General features: G+C 41.0%; 17 protein-coding genes. 12 read left to right on the plus strand and 5 right to left on the minus strand.

Going from position 1 to position 20,473, the window contains the following annotated elements; genetic code table 11:
• Nucleotides 1-155 precede the first annotated feature (155 nt).
• The 8 genes from ftsH (at nucleotide 156) to glf (ending at nucleotide 10,153) form a co-directional block, all read left to right on the plus strand.
• Nucleotides 156-2,177 carry an ATP-dependent zinc metalloprotease FtsH gene (gene ftsH, locus NG22_RS12935; protein ID WP_053406109.1) on the plus strand — a complete coding sequence of 674 codons (2,022 nt, stop codon included), beginning with the start codon at nucleotides 156-158 and terminating at the stop codon, nucleotides 2,175-2,177.
• 106 nt (nucleotides 2,178-2,283) lie between these two features.
• Nucleotides 2,284-3,081 carry a UDP-2,3-diacylglucosamine diphosphatase gene (locus NG22_RS12940; RefSeq protein ID WP_053406110.1) on the plus strand — a complete coding sequence of 266 codons (798 nt, stop codon included), beginning with the start codon at nucleotides 2,284-2,286 and terminating at the stop codon, nucleotides 3,079-3,081.
• A gap of 49 nt (nucleotides 3,082-3,130) precedes the next feature.
• Complete coding sequence (locus NG22_RS12945) at nucleotides 3,131-3,412, plus strand: ATP-dependent Clp protease adaptor ClpS (protein ID WP_053406111.1); 282 nt, start codon at nucleotides 3,131-3,133, stop codon at nucleotides 3,410-3,412.
• 41 nt (nucleotides 3,413-3,453) lie between these two features.
• The gene (gene recR / locus NG22_RS12950) at nucleotides 3,454-4,077 is read left to right on the plus strand and encodes a recombination mediator RecR (protein ID WP_053406112.1); all 624 of its coding nucleotides are present in this window, start codon (nucleotides 3,454-3,456) and stop codon (nucleotides 4,075-4,077) included.
• A gap of 263 nt (nucleotides 4,078-4,340) precedes the next feature.
• A complete protein-coding gene (locus NG22_RS12955) occupies nucleotides 4,341-5,540 on the plus strand; it encodes a pyridoxal phosphate-dependent aminotransferase (RefSeq protein WP_053406113.1) in 1,200 nt (399 codons plus the stop codon).
• A 145-nt stretch (nucleotides 5,541-5,685) separates the two neighbouring features.
• Entirely contained in the window at nucleotides 5,686-6,690 is a 1,005-nt protein-coding gene (rfaE1, locus tag NG22_RS12960) for a D-glycero-beta-D-manno-heptose-7-phosphate kinase (RefSeq protein WP_053406114.1), read from the plus strand.
• Nucleotides 6,691-7,129: 439 nt separating this feature from the next.
• Nucleotides 7,130-8,944: a TrkH family potassium uptake protein gene (locus NG22_RS12970; protein WP_072159305.1), complete on the plus strand. Its 1,815-nt coding sequence runs from the start codon at nucleotides 7,130-7,132 to the stop codon at nucleotides 8,942-8,944.
• Between the two features lie 57 nt (nucleotides 8,945-9,001).
• Entirely contained in the window at nucleotides 9,002-10,153 is a 1,152-nt protein-coding gene (gene glf, locus NG22_RS12975) for a UDP-galactopyranose mutase (RefSeq protein ID WP_053406117.1), read from the plus strand.
• On the opposite strand, the gene NG22_RS12980 is transcribed toward glf, so the two are convergent.
• The 3 genes from NG22_RS12980 to NG22_RS12990 all read right to left on the minus strand — a co-directional run bounded on the left by NG22_RS12980 (nucleotide 10,140) and on the right by NG22_RS12990 (nucleotide 12,643).
• Entirely contained in the window at nucleotides 10,140-10,925 is a 786-nt protein-coding gene (locus tag NG22_RS12980; RefSeq protein WP_053406118.1) for a DUF4422 domain-containing protein, read from the minus strand. The genes glf and NG22_RS12980 overlap by 14 nt on opposite strands.
• Nucleotides 10,926-11,086: 161 nt before the next feature.
• Nucleotides 11,087-11,920: a glycosyltransferase family A protein gene (locus tag NG22_RS12985; RefSeq protein WP_053406119.1), complete on the minus strand. Its 834-nt coding sequence runs from the start codon at nucleotides 11,918-11,920 to the stop codon at nucleotides 11,087-11,089.
• 33 nt (nucleotides 11,921-11,953) lie between these two features.
• Nucleotides 11,954-12,643: a capsular polysaccharide synthesis protein gene (locus NG22_RS12990; RefSeq protein WP_216597629.1), complete on the minus strand. Its 690-nt coding sequence runs from the start codon at nucleotides 12,641-12,643 to the stop codon at nucleotides 11,954-11,956.
• A 772-nt stretch (nucleotides 12,644-13,415) separates the two neighbouring features.
• Here NG22_RS12990 and NG22_RS12995 point away from each other — a divergent pair.
• Nucleotides 13,416-14,063 (plus strand): DUF1919 domain-containing protein, encoded by a 648-nt coding sequence (locus NG22_RS12995; RefSeq protein WP_053406121.1) that lies wholly within the window; start codon nucleotides 13,416-13,418, stop codon nucleotides 14,061-14,063.
• 54 nt (nucleotides 14,064-14,117) lie between these two features.
• Here the strand turns inward: NG22_RS12995 and dnaK are convergent, their stop codons facing one another.
• Nucleotides 14,118-16,043 carry a molecular chaperone DnaK gene (dnaK, locus tag NG22_RS13000; protein ID WP_053406122.1) on the minus strand — a complete coding sequence of 642 codons (1,926 nt, stop codon included), beginning with the start codon at nucleotides 16,041-16,043 and terminating at the stop codon, nucleotides 14,118-14,120.
• 337 nt (nucleotides 16,044-16,380) lie between these two features.
• Between dnaK and NG22_RS13005 the strand changes: the two genes are divergently transcribed.
• The 3 genes from NG22_RS13005 to NG22_RS13015 all read left to right on the plus strand — a co-directional run bounded on the left by NG22_RS13005 (nucleotide 16,381) and on the right by NG22_RS13015 (nucleotide 19,452).
• On the plus strand, nucleotides 16,381-17,358 hold the full coding sequence (locus tag NG22_RS13005) for a glycosyltransferase family 2 protein (protein WP_053406123.1): 978 nt from the start codon (nucleotides 16,381-16,383) through the stop codon (nucleotides 17,356-17,358).
• Nucleotide 17,359: 1 nt separating this feature from the next.
• Nucleotides 17,360-18,172, plus strand: a complete 813-nt coding sequence (locus NG22_RS13010; RefSeq protein WP_053406124.1) for a hypothetical protein — start codon at nucleotides 17,360-17,362, stop codon at nucleotides 18,170-18,172.
• Nucleotides 18,173-18,288: 116 nt separating this feature from the next.
• Entirely contained in the window at nucleotides 18,289-19,452 is a 1,164-nt protein-coding gene (locus NG22_RS13015) for a glycosyltransferase family 4 protein (protein WP_053406125.1), read from the plus strand.
• Here NG22_RS13015 and NG22_RS13020 read toward each other — a convergent pair.
• Complete coding sequence (locus NG22_RS13020) at nucleotides 19,429-20,397, minus strand: glycosyl transferase family 90 (protein ID WP_053406126.1); 969 nt, start codon at nucleotides 20,395-20,397, stop codon at nucleotides 19,429-19,431. The two genes, NG22_RS13015 and NG22_RS13020, sit on opposite strands and share 24 nt — an antisense overlap.
• Nucleotides 20,398-20,473: the final 76 nt, after the last annotated feature.

A 20,473-nucleotide genomic window follows, 5' to 3' on the forward strand; every position in this document is an offset into this window, starting at 1 on the left:
AAATTGGTTAGCAATAAATAATACAATAAATTAATTTTGAATTGTATTAAATCCTGAAAATAAATCTAATATTGAGGGAACGAAGGCATAACCAATCCGTTTGTTATCAAATACCAAGAAAATTCCGTTTATTTTTTATATCAAACTAATTTATAATGGCAGAGAATCCACAGAAAAAGCGAAAAATGATTCCTACTCCGCCGCCTAGAAATAATTACCAAATGTGGGTAATTATTTCATTGTTGTTGCTGGTGATAGGTTTCAGCATGTTCGGCAAAGGCAATTCTGCAAAAGACATTACCCGTGATCGCTTCGACACCATGCTTTCCGATGGTGACGTGAAGGAGGTTTTGGTGATCAGAAACCAAAACCTGGTGGAAATCACCCTGAAACCGGAAGCAATGGAAAAAACCAAATATAAGGAGGATCAATCTGCTCCGGCATTTGGCATGCCCGCTTCTGAGGGCCCACAGTACAAGGTTAATATAGTATCCGGTGATGCTTTTATTACCCATTATACCGATCTGGAAAATAAGCTAAAGGAAAAAGATCCTGAATATCAGAAAATCGGCTATAAGGTAGAGGATCGTTCAGATATCACCTCTTTTATCTTCAACTATGGTTTCTTGATTTTGATGTTGTTCGCTTTTTGGTTCCTGATGCGCCGGATGACCGGCGGTGGCGGACCTGGCGGCCAAATTTTCAACATTGGTAAATCCAAGGCACAGCTTTTCGACGCAGAGAATAAAGTAAAAATTACTTTTAAAGATGTTGCCGGACTGGACGAAGCCAAAGAAGAGGTGCAGGAAGTTGTAGAATTCCTGAAGAAACCTTCCAAATTCACCAAACTGGGAGGTAAAATTCCTAAAGGCGCCTTATTAGTAGGCCCTCCGGGTACTGGTAAAACCCTCTTGGCGAAAGCCGTTGCCGGGGAGGCAGGTGTTCCTTTCTTTACTTTATCAGGTTCTGATTTCGTGGAAATGTTTGTAGGGGTAGGTGCCGCACGTGTACGTGACCTTTTCAAACAGGCAAAAGACAAGGCGCCCTGTATCATCTTTATTGATGAGATTGATGCGATCGGTAGAATGCGTGGTAAAGGCCAGATGCCGGGCTCCAATGATGAGCGCGAAAACACCCTGAACTCCCTGTTGGTGGAGATGGATGGTTTCGGTACGGATTCAGGCGTGATCATTTTGGCGGCTACTAACCGTCCGGATGTACTGGACAGCGCATTGCTTCGTCCGGGACGTTTTGACCGTCAGATTTCCATTGATAAGCCGGATATTTTAGGTCGTGAAGCTATTTTTGGGGTGCATTTGAATAATCTGAAGCTTTCACCTGATGTGGATGCGAAAAAATTAGCAGCCCAAACTCCGGGATTTGCCGGTGCAGAAATTGCGAACGTAACGAATGAGGCGGCTTTGATTGCCGCACGTAGAGACAAGGAGCATGTCGACATGCAGGACTTCCAGGATGCGATTGACCGCGTGATTGGAGGTTTGGAGAAAAAGAACAAGATTATTTCTCCTGAGGAGAAGAAAATTGTGGCTTACCATGAGGCCGGTCATGCAGTGGCAGGTTGGTTCCTGGAGCATGCTGATCCATTGGTGAAAGTAAGTATTGTTCCGCGTGGAGTAGCGGCTTTGGGTTATGCCCAATACCTTCCAAAAGAGCAGTTCCTGTATCAGACGGAGCAATTGATCGATGAAATGTGTATGGCCTTGGGTGGTCGTGTAGCGGAGGAAATTATCTTCGAAAAAATTTCTACCGGAGCATTGAGTGATTTGGAGCGGGTAACGAAAATGGCCTATTCCATTGTCTCGATTTATGGGATGAACGATAAAATTGGCAATGTTTCTTTCTACGATTCCAAAGGGGGAGACATGCAGTTCAATAAACCTTACTCTGATGCGACCGCTGAAAGAATTGATGAGGAGGTACGCAAAATCATTGCAGATGCCTATCAGCGCACCAAAGAGTTGCTGATGAGTAAAAATGATCAATTAGAGCTGATTGCGCAGGAGTTGTTGGATAAGGAAATCTTATTCCAGTCCGATCTGGAAAGATTAATTGGAAAGCGCCCTTTCGAGAAGCAAACCACTTATCAGGAATACACCAATAAAAGCGTAGAGCCCTCTAAAGAAGAAAAAACTTCCGAGGAGAATACAGAAGCTTAAAAAGGTATAAAAAACCGGAATAGATAAAATCAGATGGGGGATCCTCATCTGATTTTTTTATTTTCGCACACAAATGTTTTAAGCTGGCTGCAAGCCTTTTTTCCTGATGAATTTAGATTCCCTACAACATTTGCCCAACGGCAAAAAAATATATTTCGCTTCTGATTTTCACCTGGGTGCTCCTGATGCCGAGCAAAGCCTTATCCGGGAAAAAAAAATCATCCGCTGGCTGGACAGCATTGCCGATGATGCGCACGCCATCCTGCTTTTGGGAGATATTTTTGACTTCTGGTTTGAATACAAGACGGTTGTCCCGAGAGGTTATGTGCGATTTTTAGGCAAATTAGCGGAGTTGCAAGACCGGGGCATTCACATCCTTTTATTCACCGGGAATCACGACATGTGGATGTTTGATTTCTTTCCCAAAGAACTGAATATTCCGGTGATTAAAGCACAACCCATCAGCCTGCAAATTAATGGCATCAAAATGATGATTGGCCATGGTGACGGGCTGGGCCCGGGAGACAAGAAGTACAAATTCCTTAAGAAAATCTTCGCCAACCCTTTCTGTCAATGGTGCTTTGAGCGTTTACACCCAAATCTGGGTATTGGTATCGCCACCCGATGGTCACAGGGCAGCAGACTGCAAAATGCAGACTTTGACGAGCAGTTTTTGGGGGAAGACGAGTGGATTTTTGCCTATTGTAAGGAAATTGAGGCGGAAAACCACCACGATTATTATTTATTCGGACACCGGCATTTGCCCCTGAATCTGAAGATCAATGAAAATGCCCGTTATTATAATCTTGGGGAATGGTTCAAGCACTGCCTTTACGGAGAATTTGACGGGAAGCGGCTGGAATTGAAAAATTTCGAATCGGAAACTCAACTAATAACCAATTGATTATCATATTATTTGGTATCTTTACAGATCAAAACAATATTTATTCACCATGAGAAACGATATTCTAGAGGAAATATTGGAGGAAGTGCTGGTGCAGGACACTATCACGGAGGAGCGGGATCTTATGGTCTTCAATGATGATGTCAACACTTTTGACCATGTCATCAATACACTCATCAAAGTCTGCCGACACACTACCGAACAGGCCGAACAGTGCACCTGGATTATCCATTATAAAGGAAAATGTTCCGTTAAGAAAGGCAGCATGAAAGAATTGCGTCCAATGAAGGATGCCATCTGTGAAGCCGGTATTGATGCTAAAATCATTTAAGTTTCAGAAATCCAACCTTTATATAGGTTTCAACACCATATATGCAATTTTCATCTAAACTTATTGAAAACGCCGTTGGCGAAATTGCCAAACTGCCGGGCATTGGTCAAAAAACTGCCCTGCGGCTGGTAATGCATTTGCTCAAAGCACCGGAAGAGCAAAGTGAGCAACTTTCCAAAGCCATCGTCAAAATGAGACAGGACATTAAATTCTGTCAGAAATGCCATCATATCAGTGATGAGGAGGTTTGTAATATCTGCCAGTCTCCACGTCGGGATGGTGCTATCATTTGCGTGGTGGAAGAATCGCAGGATGTAATGGCGGTCGAAAATACGGCGCAGTACTTCGGGCATTACCATGTGCTGGGTGGCGTGATTTCCCCCATTGAAGGCATTGGCCCTTCGACTCTGAAAATTTCAGAACTCATCCACCGGATTGAAAAAGCAAAAGAAGAAGACGAACCGATCAAAGAGGTAATCCTGGCGCTTTCTCCCACCATGGAGGGAGACACCACCGCTTTCTATCTGACCAAAAAACTCCGAGCCTTTGAAGATTTAAAAATCACCACCATTGCCCGGGGCATACCTGTGGGCGGTGAACTGGAATATACGGATGAAGTCACCCTGGGCCGATCCATACAGGCCAGAGTCTCTTTCGCTGATTAATTAAAAATTGGAATATTCCCTGTTCAGGGATCCAAAAATATCCGATACTTCGACAAGAGGGATCGGATATTTTTTTGCAACAAGGTTTGTTGTTTTTAAAACAAAACTAAAATTACCCCTGTATGATGTTAAAATTTCAGATTGATGAACAACATCACCTCAGGGACTTGTTAAAAATCATTTTTCTTTCGGAAATATTACGAATACTGTTTAATTTTTCAGTGTTTATTAAGAAATATCAAACCGCATAATTGCATTAACTAATGGACATCTTATCCAATCGCGTAAAATCCATGGCCGTTTCAGCGACAATCGCCATGGCCCAAAAAGCCCGTGAAATCAAAGCACAGGGTGCTGACGTTATTAGCCTAAGTTTGGGAGAGCCTGACTTCAAAACACCAGAGCACATTCAGGTGGCGGCTAAGGATGCGATCGATTCGGGAGATTATTTCACCTACACTCCTGTACCTGGTTATCAGGATTTGCGTGAAGCAATTGCGGAAAAATTAAAAGCCGAAAATGGCATTGAAGCCACTGCGAATAACATTGTAGTTTCCACCGGCGCCAAGCATGCTATCGCGAATGTATTCCAGTGTATCATTAATGAAGGAGATGAGGTGATCATTTACTCCCCATTCTGGGTAAGCTACCCGGAGATGGTCGGCGTTGCCGGAGGTAAATCTGTTTTCATTGATGCTGGTATTGAAAAAGATTTCAAAGCTACTGCAGATCAGTTGGAAGCGGCTATTACGCCAAAAACCAAAGCCATCATCTTCTCTTCTCCCTGTAATCCAACAGGAGCGGTATTCTCCAAAGAGGAATTGCAGGCTATTGCAGATGTAGTGACCAAGCATGACAACATCGTGGTGATTGCGGATGAAATTTATGAGTACATCAACTTCACCGGCCAGCACTGCTCTATCGCCACCTTACCAGGAATGGCCGAGCGTACCGTAACGGTGAACGGCTTGTCTAAAGGACATGCCATGACTGGCTGGAGAATAGGTTATATTTGTGCACCTGAGTTCATTGCAAAGGCCTGTGCTAAATTACAGGGGCAATTCACTTCCGGCACCAACTCTATTGCCCAAAGAGCAGCACTTGCCGCTTTGACCGGCGATACGGAGCCTACCAAGAAAATGGCAGAGGCTTACCACCACCGCCGTTCGATGGTTTATGAATTATTGTCTGAGATCCCGGGCATGAACTTAAATATGCCTGAGGGCGCTTTCTATTTCTTCCCGGATGTCTCTGACTTCTTTGGAAAGAAAACTCCCGCAGGGGAAGAAATTAAAGACGCGAATGATTTATCGATGTACTTATTAACGGAGACCCACGTTTCTACCGTGTCCGGTGCTGCTTTTGGCTCTCCAAATTGCTTGCGTTTATCTTATGCTGCTTCAGAAGAGCAATTAAGAGAAGCCATCCGAAGAATGAAAGCAGGATTAGCGCAACTGGCTTAATTCCGCTACAAAATATTCTCTTACAAGCGCCTGTATTTCAGGCGCTTTTTTTTTGTCCGAGCAGATCAGACTAAAAAAGGAGAGATAATCCGTGGGAAAAGCGTTTCTTTTTTATTTTTGCACTTTGAAAAAGAATTAGATAACAATGAAATATCCCTCTTTAGATAAACTATTCGAAAGTTTTAATCCACTGAAGGTATTGGTGATCGGAGATGTGATGGTGGACTCCTACATTTGGGGCAAAGTAGACCGCATTTCTCCGGAAGCACCGGTACCAGTAGTGAACATCCACAAGAAAGAGGATCGTTTAGGTGGCGCTGCCAATGTGGCCAAAAATATTCAGTCCATGGGGGCGACCCCTATTCTTTGTGCATTGGTAGGAGATGATGACCAGGGACAAAGTTTTATGGATTTACTGGAGGCCAGAGGCGTTTCTGCAGAGGGAATTATCAAAAGTAATCACCGCACCACGACGGTGAAGCAAAGGGTATTGGCAGGTTCGCAACAAATGCTGCGAATTGATACCGAGAATGATCAAAACCTGAATGCGGAAGAACAGGAAACCCTTTTAAACAGAATTGAAGAAATCATTAACGGCGTGGATGTGATCATCTTCGAAGATTACGATAAAGGCGTCCTGAATAAGGAGGTGATCGCACAGGTAGTCAACTGGGCCAGGGCCAAAAATATACCTACAGTAGTAGATCCGAAGAAACGTAATTTCATGCACTATCAGGGCGTGACGCTTTTCAAACCTAATTTGAAAGAAATCAAAGAGGGCTTAAAAATTGAGTTTAATGCAGATCATCAGGAAGAAGTTTTAGCAGCGGTAGATCAATTATTAAAAAGCCTGCAGGCAGATACTGCCCTGATCACCATGTCGGAAAGAGGTGTATTCATCAAGAATGAAAAGCAACACGTTCATGTTCCGGCCCATATTCGCAGCATATCCGATGTTTCCGGTGCAGGAGATACCGTGATCAGTATTGCCTCCCTTTGCCTGGCTTTGGGTCTTCCTTTGGACTTCACCGCCTCTCTGGCTAACCTTGGAGGCGGATTGGTTTGTGAATCATTGGGAGTGGTTCCAATAGATAAAAAACGCCTTTACGAAGAAGCACTCAAAAACAAATACTTTGACCTTTTAACTTAAATGTGTTTTAATACCGTAACTATTAAAGCGATAATTTGATAATTGCTGAAACGGTAGTCGATAGTTTTGAACGAATAGTTCGCTTTGGTTAAAACGAATTTATCACCGTAAATTTCGTAAAACGCGATAAAGTAAGTTTTCTCCATTCCTTGCGATTGGTTTTACTGATTTTATAATAGTCCCAATTTGGAGCAGCTTGCTTTCTCCTCTTTCACTTTGCCCGTCAGGAAAAATCCGAAAAAGGGGACTAATCCTTACTTTTTTCGCCTTGTGGCTAATCAAGGATTGAAGCATTCCTTATTCCGGTTAATTACGGCAAAGCCTGAAAGCCATTTCTTTTTCGAAAGAAAATGTGATATTGCATAACATCTTTGCCGTGTCTCGTTTTCCTTCTGAAGAGCATTGGCTTTTTTGTTTTCCATTTAATGCCTTTCCCCTCATGAGCCGCAATCCGATATTTGAGCGTATCATTAACCAACTTTACCTCAGTAGGCCAATTGCCTACAAAATCATTGGCATTTCCCGGTTTCTCATTACGCTGGCAGTAGTACTAGGGATTGTTTATGCCATTGGATTTGAATTGGATCAGATCCAACTACAAAAAGTGACCTTCTGGCTGGATATCGCTTTAGATTTTTATATCATCAACTTTATAGCCCGGGGCATTTACAGTCTGAGGATGAAGGAATTTCTCCTATCGCATAAATTCGAATTTGCGCTCATCCTTTTTGTATTACTCAATAAGGCTACTACCCACCATTTGGACAATTATATTTTTGAGCTTTTACTCAAATCGAAGTTCATCCACACCCGGCATTCCAACTTTTACTTTTTCTTTGTTTCCCTCTGTCTATTATTCATTTTCATCAATGAATTTGCCGTTGCCAGCCGCTTTCTCAGTAATCTGACCATCAAACCGGCCAAACTTATCACGCTCAGCTTCTTAAGCCTGATTCTTGCAGGAGCCGGCACGCTGATGTTACCCGCCATGACGACTTCTGGTGGCTCCATGCCTTTTATTGATGCCATATTCACTTCCACCAGTGCGGTCTGTGTCACAGGCCTCATCGTAGTGGATACTGCCACCTATTTTACCACCAAAGGACAATTCGTTATTATGCTTTTATTCCAGCTGGGAGGCCTGGGAATTATTGCATTTGCCGTTTTCTTTTCCGGTATCCTGGGAGGGCAGTCCAATATCAAAGAACAAATGCTCATTCAGGATTACCTGAGCTCGGACTCCCTCAAAGATTCCATTGAGACTTTAAAGGTCATTTTCAAGATGACTTTTCTGATTGAAGCCGCTGCGGCAGTAGGCATCTACATGACCTGGGGGTCGGGCGTTCAATTTGAATCTCAATTACAGAAAATCTTCTTTTCAGTGTTCCATGCCATTTCGGCCTTTTGTAACGCCGGCTTTAGTTTATATACCAATAACCTGTACGAAGCTGGTGTGCGCGATGCCTACCTGCTGCATGTCATCGTGGCGGCGACCATTATTTGCGGCGGAATTGGCTTTGGTGCTATGAAAGATCTTTTCTCCATCAAAAGGCTAAGAGAAAGACTGGAAAAGCCCTGGATGGAATGGAAGCTAGGAACCCGGATTTCCATTTGGGTCTCGTTTTTCCTGATCATCTTCGGGACCCTTTGTTTTTGGCTTTTGGAAAAGAACAATGTGATGTCTGGCATGAATACGGGACAATCCATTATCTCAGCGATGTTCCAATCCGTTTCTACCCGTACCGCCGGCTTTAACACGGTGGATCTTTCCCGAATAAAAACCTCTACTGTCCTGATTATGTCCTTTCTGATGTTTATTGGAGCATCCTCAGGATCCACCGGGGGTGGCATTAAAACCTCCACATTCTTTGTGATACTTTCTTCCATGTATGCCAACATCCGGGGAAAATCAAGAATCGAAATCGGAAAACGGGAATTACCCAAAGAGGCCTTATTCAATGCCAATGCCATTTTTGTGTTTGCCATTCTGATTAATGCCGTCTCCATTATTCTACTCACGATTTTTCAGGAAAAATCCCCTTTGCAAGTCATCATCTTCGAGCAAATCTCCGCCTTCTCCACCTGTGGGCTTAGCATGGGCTTAACCTCCTCTCTGGACTATTGGAGTAAATGGATTATCATTAATTCCATGTTTTTGGGCAGAGTAGGTAGCCTGACCTTCATTGTGGCAATAAGTTCAAGTAAATATTCAAAAATTTACAAATACCCAAGTGCGAATATTATGGTGGGGTGATTTAATTTGAATCAATATTTTTTAAATTGAGTCCCTCTTAACCATCTTTTTCGCTACATGTATGATTTTTTGATTGTAGGCTCCGGCTTATTTGGGGCGGTCTTTGCCCGTGAGGCGCATCAAAGAGGAAAAAAATGCCTAGTCATTGACAAAAGAAGCCATTTGGGAGGTAATATTTATTGTGAGCAGGTCAACGGGATAAATGTCCACCAATACGGTCCTCATATTTTCCACACGAACAGTAAACGCATTTGGGAGTATGTCAATCAGTTTGTAGAATTCAAACCATTTGTTTATAGCCCAATAGCGAATTATTACGGAAGCCTGTATAACCTTCCTTTTAATATGAATACTTTTTATCAACTTTGGGGATGCACAAGCCCTGAGGAGGCTAAGGACATTATTGAAAAACAGATAAAAAAGGAGGGGATAAGCAACCCTCAAAACCTGGAAGAGCAGGCAATATCCCTGGTAGGGAGAGATGTTTATGAAAAACTGATCAAAGGATATACTGAAAAACAATGGGGCCGAAAAGCCACCACATTACCGCCTTCCATCATTAAAAGGCTGCCGGTGAGGTATACTTTTGACAACAATTACTTTAATGACCATTATCAGGGCATTCCCATTGGTGGCTACAACAATTTAACCCGTGGGCTTTTGGAAGGCATTGAATGTAAAACCAACACGGATTTTTTTGAAGACAAGGCCTATTGGGAAAGCCTGGCCAAAAAAGTGGTATATACCGGAAAAATTGATGAGTACTTCAATTATTGTTTCGGGAAGCTGGAATACCGGAGCCTGAAATTTGAATCTGAAGAACTCCCCCAAAAAAATTTTCAGGGAGTAGCGGCGGTCAACTATACCGACGCGGAAACTCCTTTCACCCGAATTGTGGAACACAAACACTTTGAGGGCGGAAGCCAGTCCACTACAGTCATTACCAAGGAGTACCCATTGGGAAATTCTGCAGAAAATGAGCCCTATTACCCCATAAATGATATCAAAAACACGGAGTTATATCAGCGGTATAAAGCCCTTTCCGAAGCGCTACCCGATGTGATTTTTGGAGGAAGACTGGGAGAGTACAAATATTATGACATGCACCAGGTCATTGCCTCTGCTTTAAAATACTTTCAGGAAAAACCTCATTCACCAGGGAAGCAATTCACAATGGAGGAAAAAAAGACCAAGTTCAGTCTTCAATAAAAATGGTTTGTAATTCTTTAACTTTTAACTGATGGTGAGTGACGAATAAATGCAATAGTCGCTCGCCTAAAAAACCGTAAACCCTTGCCTGATAAACATCGGAGGATTTTTCGGCCTTCAGCTTTCCCTCCATTTTGCCCAAAACATCAAATAACCACTGCATATAGGAGCTGAACAGCTCAGGCTTCATAATAAAAATGTGATAAATATAGACCCGGGCGGGTTGTTTAAGGAATTCCTTTTTAAATGTAGGAAAGTAATGGGGATAATCATCCCTGATTACCTTTTCAAAAACCTCCCAATCCTCTTTATAATGAGCCTGTGCAAAATCGTCTTTGGGGGACAGCCGCTTTTTATAAAACTTCCTTGGAAGAAGTACATCATGGGTGTTTAAATAATGATTGATCTTTTCCCCATGGCTGTCATTATAAATGCCTGACCACTCTGTGGCTGTTCTCAAAACCTTTTTCACCTTTTCATAAGGAGAAAAACCATGCAAAAAGGATCCTAATGCAGTCTGATCAAAATTCAAGAATCTACGATAATGCATAAATCCAATAAACGGAAGATTTTGCAATGGAAGGTTTTTCCATGCCCAATACATGGCCGTTAGCTCACAGTAATTTTTATTCTTCTCGGAAATGTGGTCCTCTCCATCCATATCCGAAATCATTGGTAGGTCGACTCGAGACAGCGCTTTCCCAACATGAATAGGTTTGAAAATTTCACTTTTTGAATAGGGATACTCTTTATGAAAGGCAACTAAAATCATTTCAAGAATTTACTATAAAAAAGGCTACAGAGAAATGCCTTACTTTTTCTAATTAATAAGTAGAGTCAAAACTAAAAAATTAACCCGAGCCTACAACTTTTCAAAAGTTGCCTTTTTATTAATTTCAATCAGGTTTCCAGATAAAATAATAAAAAAATTCCTTAGCCTACAATATCCATCCCGAACAGGCGCAACCTAGCCCCTCTCCTTTTGGACCAATTAATAACAAAGAACCGCTTCCTCATTTCCTTTCTCAGATATTTATTGGATAACCTGTGCCTTTTAAAGTAAGCCTGGTGATTCTTTTTAATTTGGTCATACATTTTCACCTTATTCAGGTTAGCAGAACAAGTTCTGGATCCTTCTAATTGCCTGTAATAAAAAAGAACATCTGGAATTTGATAAAATTTCCTGCCCTTTTCAACGAAACTCAACCATAAATCCCAATCCTCAAACCCCTTGTCCATATTGACATTATAACCCCCAATTTCTTCCCAATCAGATTTTCGAAAAAAAGCAGTGGCAAACACCATGTTTGATACCCAGATTCGCTGCGGATTAAATTTTCCCAAATTCCAATGCCACTCCCCTTTCTCATTGAAAAAATTCGCCTGGCAATACACAACACCACAATCCTGAGTGGAAAATACCCTGAGAGCTTTTTCACAATATTCAGGATGAATCAGGTCATCAGCATCTAATGGCAGAATAAATTCTCCTCGAGCTTTTGCTATGCCACGATTTCTTGAAATGGCTGGCCCTGAATTTTTTTCATTTTCAAGTAATGAAATCTTCCCCGGGTATTGTCGTTGTAAGGCTTTAATAATTTGAACCGAATCATCAGACGAACAATCATCCACACAAATAATTTCAAAGGATGGGTTACTTTGATGAATTACGGAGTGAATCGTTTCATAAATATATGGAGCAGCATTATATACCGGTATAACTACCGTAAAAATCACATTAAAATCTGTCATCACATTAACCAACATTAATTATGTTTATTGTCGAATTAAACACATAAATCACCTGTAATCACTTTTTGTGAATCGAATATCGTCGAAAAACAATAACTTATCAGAATAAGTCAAGCAAAGGGGATGAAAAATATCTCCCAAAATTCCTGTCCACGGAATGGGATAACCTTTATTATCACCCCATATATTCCCAGGGTTATTCCTTAAGTGTGGTAAATACTCATCTAATCGTTGATGCAATAATTCCATCCAATGTTGAGTAAAAGTGGTATTAGCCTTAAAAAGATAACCACAATTACCCAACAACTTCGAATAATTATTCGCCAAGTGAACAGAAAGCGCCGTACCATCAAAAGCGACATCCTCCCGACTTCGTTCTGGATAACCAATTGCAAACACATCTGAACATTCTAATTTAACGAAAAAAGGTGCCCAACTTTTCTCCACTCGCTTAATATCTGTGTAGCCGCCACCATAATGATGCATGAAATATGTTCGAAGATAATCAGACTTATGAACACAGGATAAATACTGATAAGCAGGGTGGAGAGGTGCCTCAGCTTTGATATACTCATTCAAATTTTCAGAAGTAATGAGAATCAATGGCATTCCTATACTAGCTTTGGTGATCTCTAAATTTCTCAACCTATTAGCTGTCATAGGATTATCTCCTGTCCAAAAACAGAAAACAGATGGACTTACTTTATTGGCTTTTGGATGCTTTATTTTCTTTGCCAAAAAACACGAAGGTATTAACTCTCGCCCAGTTGTCTTATACCACAAATATTTAATTACCGCTGATTTCTTTGTTATTTTATTCTTAAGCCCCATTATTCATCTCACAAACTATATTTCTCGAATGATCTTTTTTTACTATTTAAACAAAATTACCATACAACTATACATTTTGCCTAAAAACGCAAAAAACGAATCAACAATAGTAACTTTGGGTTCCAACGCCAACAAAGCTCCATGTTCGATTCGCTTGACGACAAACTTACACAACAATTTCCAGAATGGGTTAAAGCATGATGAAAAAATGTACTCGCTTAAAATCTAGGAGCCTGTCGGATTACAAGTGATTTCACTAGAATCACAAAATATTATTTTAACAGCCAATTTTTTGGCTAAGTCAATTCTGCTATAAATCCCATATAGATCGGATTTTAAAAGTGTATGCCTCCAATGTAAGCTGATATTCCAAATAAAATTTCGTCGGATTAGCTGGATTGATATTAATTCGACAGGCTCCTAGAAAACCCCATTAAGAAACTGGATTTCTTATACAAAGTAAAAGATTACTTCGGTAGTATTCAAAAACAAAAAATACAATGAGTAGCACCAATAAGCAAGTCAACCACCTCTAGCAATTTTAAGCTAGGGCTATAAAATAAGTCAAAAGAAGAAACTATAAATCAAAAACATAAAACCCTCATGCAAAATCTTGCACGACGGCTCAAAGAATTCAATATTTGAAAAACGACTACGCTACCGCAGAATTTTCAACCCAATGTACCCTTACTTTTTAAAAAACCCCTTACTACCGAGGAAGCTCAAAAAGCGCCTATACAAAAAATACGCCACTCAAAGCCTGAAAGGCCGCGCATTCACCCTACTCTCCAGCGATAGTTTAGGTGGGCAAACCTGCAAAGAAGCCGGCACTCCATACAATTCCCCGACGGTGGGTTTATTCCTCTATCCGGAGGATTTCTACGAACTGTGCCGTGCACCGGAGTATTTTTTCCATGCTCCTTTAACTTTTATCAGGGAGTCGAAATACCCCTCCGCAAAAAAGCACCTGGAGGAACATCATTACCCCATTGGTTGCTTAAAAGGAGAAATTGAGATTCATTTTCTGCATTACAAAAATGAGGAAGAAGCCAGAACCAAATGGAACCGCAGAGTTAAACGCATCAATTGGAAGAACATCTTGGTGATTACCAATGACCAAAATGAATTTACTCCGGAGATGCTTTCTCATTTTGATCAAATAAAGTATCCCAAGATTCTGCTTTCTGCTAAGGATCTAAATCACCCAGACACCGTTCTACTCTCCTATTTTAAAAAGGACGCCCATGTTGGCGACACCTTCTCTAACCGTTTAAAAATTATCAAAGACTTCGATTTGGTTCAATGGATTGTAAAAAATACACCATAAAAAAAAGCAGCCCCAAAAGGCTGCTTTTCTATTTTATGATTTATATCTAAAGGATTATTTCACCTCTTCGAAATCTACATCTTCTGCAGAAGAACCAGTGTCGCCACCTGCTGCACCTGCGCCAGCATTAGCGCCTGCGTCAGGACCTGGCTGAGCACCACCTTGCGCTTCCTGCTGTGCCTGGTAAAGCTCTTGAGAAGCTGCTTCCCATGCCTTATTCAAACCTTCCATTGCCGGATCAATCTGAGCCACATCACCTGAAGCATGCGCAGTTTTCAAAGTAGCCAAAGCATCTTCGATTGCTTTTTTGTTACCTTCAGAAAGCTTATCGCCGAATTCTTTCAATTGCTTTTCTGTTTGGAAAACCAATGAATCCGCCTGGTTAACTTTCTCTACTTTCTCTTTTGCTTCTTTATCCGCAGCTTCATTCGCTTTCGCTTCCTCTTTCATGCGGTTGATTTCCTCATCACTCAAACCTGAGGATGCCTCAATCTTAATTTTCTGCTCTTTACCAGTACCTTTATCTTTGGCAGATACGTGCATGATACCGTTCGCATCAATATCGAAAGTTACTTCGATTTGAGGAACACCACGTGGTGCTGGTGGAATGTCAGTCAATTGGAAACGACCAATCGTCTTGTTATGAGCAGCCATAGGACGCTCACCCTGAAGTACGTGAATTTCTACAGATGGCTGGTTATCCGCAGCAGTAGAGAATGTTTCTGACTTCTTAGTTGGGATAGTTGTGTTAGACTCAATCAATTTCGTCATTACACCACCCATGGTCTCAATACCCAAAGAAAGTGGCGTAACATCCAATAACAATACGTCTTTTACATCACCAGTCAATACACCACCCTGTATGGCAGCACCAATCGCTACTACCTCATCAGGGTTCACCCCTTTAGATGGCTTCTTACCGAAGAATTTCTCAACAGACTCCTGAATAACCGGGATACGAGTAGATCCACCTACCAAGATTACTTCATCAATATCTGAAGTAGACAAACCTGCATCATTCAATGCCTGTTTCACAGGATCCATAGAACGACGTACCAAATCATCTGCCAATTGCTCGAATTGTGCACGAGACAATGACTTCACCAAGTGCTGAGGAATACCATCAATCGGCATGATGTATGGCAAGTTAATCTCAGTGCTGGTAGAAGAAGACAACTCGATCTTCGCTTTCTCAGCCGCCTCTTTCAAGCGCTGTAATGCCATTGGATCTTTACGCAAATCTACGTTGTGATCAGACAAGAAAGACTCTGCCAACCAGTTGATGATCACTTGGTCAAAGTTATCACCACCCAGGTGAACATCACCGTTAGTAGACAACACTTCAAATACACCGTCACCCAATTCCAGGATAGAGATATCAAAAGTACCACCACCAAGGTCATAAACAGCGATTTTTTGATCATCCATTTTCTTGTCCAAACCGTAAGCCAAAGCAGCTGCGGTAGGCTCGTTGATGATACGCTTCACATCCAAACCAGCAATCTGACCTGCTTCTTTGGTTGCCTGACGCTCTGCATCGTTAAAGTAAGCTGGTACAGTAATAACTGCTTCCGTTACTTCAGTACCCAAGAAATCTTCAGCAGTTGACTTCATTTTCTGAAGAATAACTGCAGAAAGCTCCTGAGCTGTATATTGACGATCACCGATCTTCACGCGAACAGTGTCGTTAGCTCCTTGCTCTACCTGGTAAGCAACCTCTTTAGCCTCCGTAGAAACTTCAGAATATTTCTTACCCATAAAACGCTTCACAGAAGCGATTGTATTCACAGGGTTGGTAATAGCCTGACGCTTAGCAGGCTCCCCTACTTTACGCTCACCATTTCCATTGTCCAAAAAACCAATAATAGATGGAGTTGTACGGTGCCCTTCCGCATTTTGAATAACTACAGGCTCGTTACCCTCCATTACAGCCACACAAGAGTTGGTGGTTCCTAAGTCGATACCAATGATCTTACCCATTGCAATAATTGATTTATATGTTTTCTAATTTTTTTCTTTTCAAACACGCCCAAAAGACGCTCGGGAACTATTCATCAAGTGGCGTGCCAATGCGGAAAAGCGCTCCAATCAGTGATTTTTGCGTGACAAATTGACACGAGCTGTCATAAAATAAAAATTTCTTTTCGCTTCAAGCCTCAAATTGACACACTTCCTGTCAATCTTGTGTACCCCAATGACGTGTTTTCTGACTGAAATTTCGGAAAAGGCTAAATTCCATGCCCTCAATTTTATTCACATCTTTATTTCCCCTATTTTTGAAACTTAATAATAAAGCGATCACTCATTCTATTTTTTCATGAGAAGTATTTCAGCGATTGTTCCTAATTACAATGGAAGAGAACTATTGGAAAAAAACCTTCCCTCTTTGATTCAGGAATTATCCCGGGCATGTCAGGATTTTGAAGTAATCATAGTGGATGACTGTTCCACTGACGATTCGGTGGATTTCCTGAATGCACATTATGCCGAGCATATCATTATTGCCAAAGAAAAGAATGAGGGATTTTCTGCCACCTGTAATGCGGGTATTCAAAAAGCGGGCAAAGCGCTCATTTTTTTAATGAATAGCGACATTATCCTGACCGAAGGCTATTTTGAACCTCAATTCAAATATTTTGAGCAGGAAGATACCTTTGGGGTCATGGGAAAAATCATTGGCTATTTTGATGATAAAATTCAGGATACCGCCAAGCTGCCCATCATGAGAGGACTGAAGCTGAAAGCCGATAACAACTACCTGTTAGAGGACCATCAAGAAGGTTTTTGGACGCCGACCATCTATTTATCCGGTGCCAATGCGCTGATGGATGCCCAAAAGCTAAAAGCCATGGGTGGTTTCGACGAAATCTATTCTCCCTTTTATTCGGAGGATTTGGATTTAGGAATTCGTGCCCACCGCCTTCACTGGAAATGCTATTATGAACACCGTGCGGTATGTCGTCATGAAGGCTCTGTTTCTACAGGCAAGTTACGAAAGACCTGGGTAGATACTATTGCTCGCAGAAATCGATTTTTTGTACATGGCATTCATTATAACGGCTGGCGATTATGGCTTTATAATTTACAAATTGCCTTTGAAATGATGTTTCGTTGGGTGAACTTCCGCTTTGGTGTTTATTTTGGATATTGGGAATACCTTAATTCCTCCAAAAAAATGCGACAATCCAAAAAGCAACTGGAAGAACTGGCCTACCCCCAAAAACCGCTCAGTTTGAAGGAAATCGTTCAAAGACACTATGATTCAATTGACACCTACAAAATCAAAAGAGTTTAAAATGGAAAAAATAATTCCCCAAAAAATCACGGTGGAGGAAGATTTTTCATTTGAATTCTCTATCTGCTCCTTTGTTACTGACCTCAATGAATATGAGGAAATGGTGGCGTCCTTTCAAGCCAAAGGTTTCTCCGCCTCCAATAGTGAATTTTTGTTTGTAGACAATAGCCAGGGTAACTCCTTTGAGGCTTTCGGCGGAATTAATCGTATGCTTCGTCAGGCAAGAGGGCGATATGTCATTATCTGCCATCAGGATATTTTATTGCAAGAGGATGGTAAAGCCGAACTCGAAGCAAAAATTGCTGAGATAGAATCCATTGACCCTAACTGGGGCATACTGGGAAATGCCGGAGGGGTAAATCTTAAATATAATGCCTTTCACATTTCGCACCCACAGGAAGATTTAAGAGAGCAACATTTGCCCCTGAAAGCGATCAATCTGGATGAAAATTTTCTCATCATCAAGGCCGCTGCAAATTTGAATACTTCCGCTGACTTAAAGGGTTTTCACCTTTACGGCACTGACATTTGCCTTTTAGCGAATATCAGAGGGTACCAGGCCTATGTCATAGATTTCAAAATATTCCATAAAAGCAAAGGCAATGCGAATAAGAGCTTTTTTGAGATAAAAAATGCCTTGAAAAATAAATATGAAAAGGCCTTTGCCGGAAGGTTTGTGGGAACTACCATCACGCGGTTTTATGTATCCGGATCAAAATGGAAAAATCTCGTTATTAATTCCGGATTTGTGATGTTTTGGGCTAGGCAGTATTATAAATTCTTCAAGCCTAAAAAACATTATAAGCCTCATTAGCCGAAAATCGCTAAATTGTATCCCGATTCGGTATTATTAAATATAATTCCCTATTTGGATTAAATTTTGAAAGCCCCTTCATCAAGCCATCATCTGCTCATTTAAAATTTTACACAATGAATATTTTAGTTATTGGACATGAAGCCTCCCGGACTGGTGCCCCAATCCTTTTAGAGCATTGGTGCAGGTGGATAAAAACCAATACTAAGCATGACATTCGAATCCTACTAATTAATGGAGGAGAAATCGAACCCGAATATCAGGAAATCGCGTCCTGCCAAGTCCTTAAAAAAAACCTTTACGGCAAATGGATGCCTAAATTTTTTAGAAGAAAAAAATTAGAATATTCAAACGTCAAGCTTGAGGATGACCATTTTCAACCAGATATTATTTATGCCAACACCTCAGCTTCTAGTCATATTTCCAGCCAATTAAAGGAAAAATACCAAGTCCCCTGTATCACGCACATTCACGAATTAGAAAAGATTATCGACAAATTAGGGAATAAAATGTGGGTGGATAATTTAAAAACTACCGACATCTTCATTGTAGTTTCTAAGGCGGTGAAACAAAACTTGATACAAAACAGAAACGTTCCTGAACAAAAAATCAGACTGCATTACGGAATGTCTGATTTGATTAACTTTAAAAGACAAAAACTTAATATTTCTGAGAAGAATCAGTTAAAAAAAGAATTAGGAATTGCCGAAAACGCACTCTTAGTCGGAGCCTCCGGAACCATTATTAAACGCAAAGGATATGACTGGTTTATAAAAACTGCGGCTTTATGCAAGGTCAAATATCCGGATTTAAATATTTCTTTTCTTTGGGTGGGTGGAGATGAAAAAAAACTTCACAAGCTCAAAAAAGATCATACGGCAACACTGGCAGAAGCCGATATTACATTTATCCCCAATACCGCCAGTCCTCAAAAATACTATAGCCTTTTTGATGTTTTCTATATGTGCTCCATAGAGGATCCATTTCCTTTAGTAGTATTAGAAAATGCAGCCCTGGGAAACCCGACTGTATGTTATCAAAATGCTGGTGGTATTCCTGAGTTTGTAAAAGAAGATGCCGGTTTCTCTGTCCCTTTCACGGATGTAGAGGCAGCTGCGGACAAGTTTGCTCTATTTTATAATGATCGATCGCTTTTAGCCTCCATGGGCAAAACCGCTGAAAACAGAGCCTTAACTAATCATAATATTGAAAAGATCAGCAGTGAAATAATGGAAACACTGGAAGAAACTTTAAAATCACAGACCTCCTGCAAGGGTTAAATATTTCTCCAAAACCATCAAACCCAGTACAAATTCCCTTTTTCGATTTTTAAATGTTGCCGCAAAAGCATTTGCATTTTGTACAATTTCCATCGCTTTCTCGGGATGGGATTCGAAAAAGGCAATTTGTTCTTTCAGGTCGGACCAATCCGCTTTAACTTCAATATAGTGTACTCCGGCCTTTAATGTCCCCTCCATAAACCAAGTTTCAAATTTCGGTTTCGGCATTACCGCTACCGAGTTAGAGGACATCACCCACTTTAAATTGGTCGCCACATCATTGCCTTCCGGGCACAACAAATAGCGATATTTCAGCTGTTCAGGAATACTCATCCGCTCTTGCTTCCACTCCTTGGGAGTATCTCCATTATTCGTTTTTCCTATATTCATCGAGGGATCCTTATGATGATTCTGCATTAAACTTACACGGCTTTCCTGCCCATAAAAAACAGCTCCTCTCCAACAAGCTTCCGCTTTTTTATCTTTCCAGGAATAAGGATCCTTAATGAAATTAAAATGCCGAACCTCATTTAACTTTAGAAGCACTCCGTTTTGCTCCCCTACAGGACGGCTTTTCTGAATAGTCGGAAAAGCCTCCACATGCCGAATGTCTCCAAATAAATAATCAATCTTAGTAGCGGAAGAAAAATGACGAAGGTAGCGGCGCGTATCGAAAAAATAAACCTTTGAATGACGCTCTGAGGCCAATTCCTGTAAAGATTTCGCATTTTCACTTAAAGCAAAAGGGGTCTCCAACTGACAATAAAAATCTCTTCTCTTTTCCATAACCTTCCACTCTTCTGCTGTACATCCTTTTTTATAATGCCGGATAATCCAATCAGCAGATCTGATGGCTGGCAGGCCTTCTAACCAACGATTGAAATAATAAAGCGCTTTATTTCGCTTATAAGAAAGAGGGGGGAATATGGAAGAAAGTAGACTCATTCAAAAATTGCTAATAATCTTACAGAAAGGAGGAATATCCTTTTGAATTACGGCCCTAATTATAAAACTTGCGGCA

Source organism: Persicobacter sp. CCB-QB2 (assembly GCF_001274635.1).
Taxonomy (GTDB): domain Bacteria; phylum Bacteroidota; class Bacteroidia; order Cytophagales; family Cyclobacteriaceae; genus Persicobacter; species Persicobacter diffluens.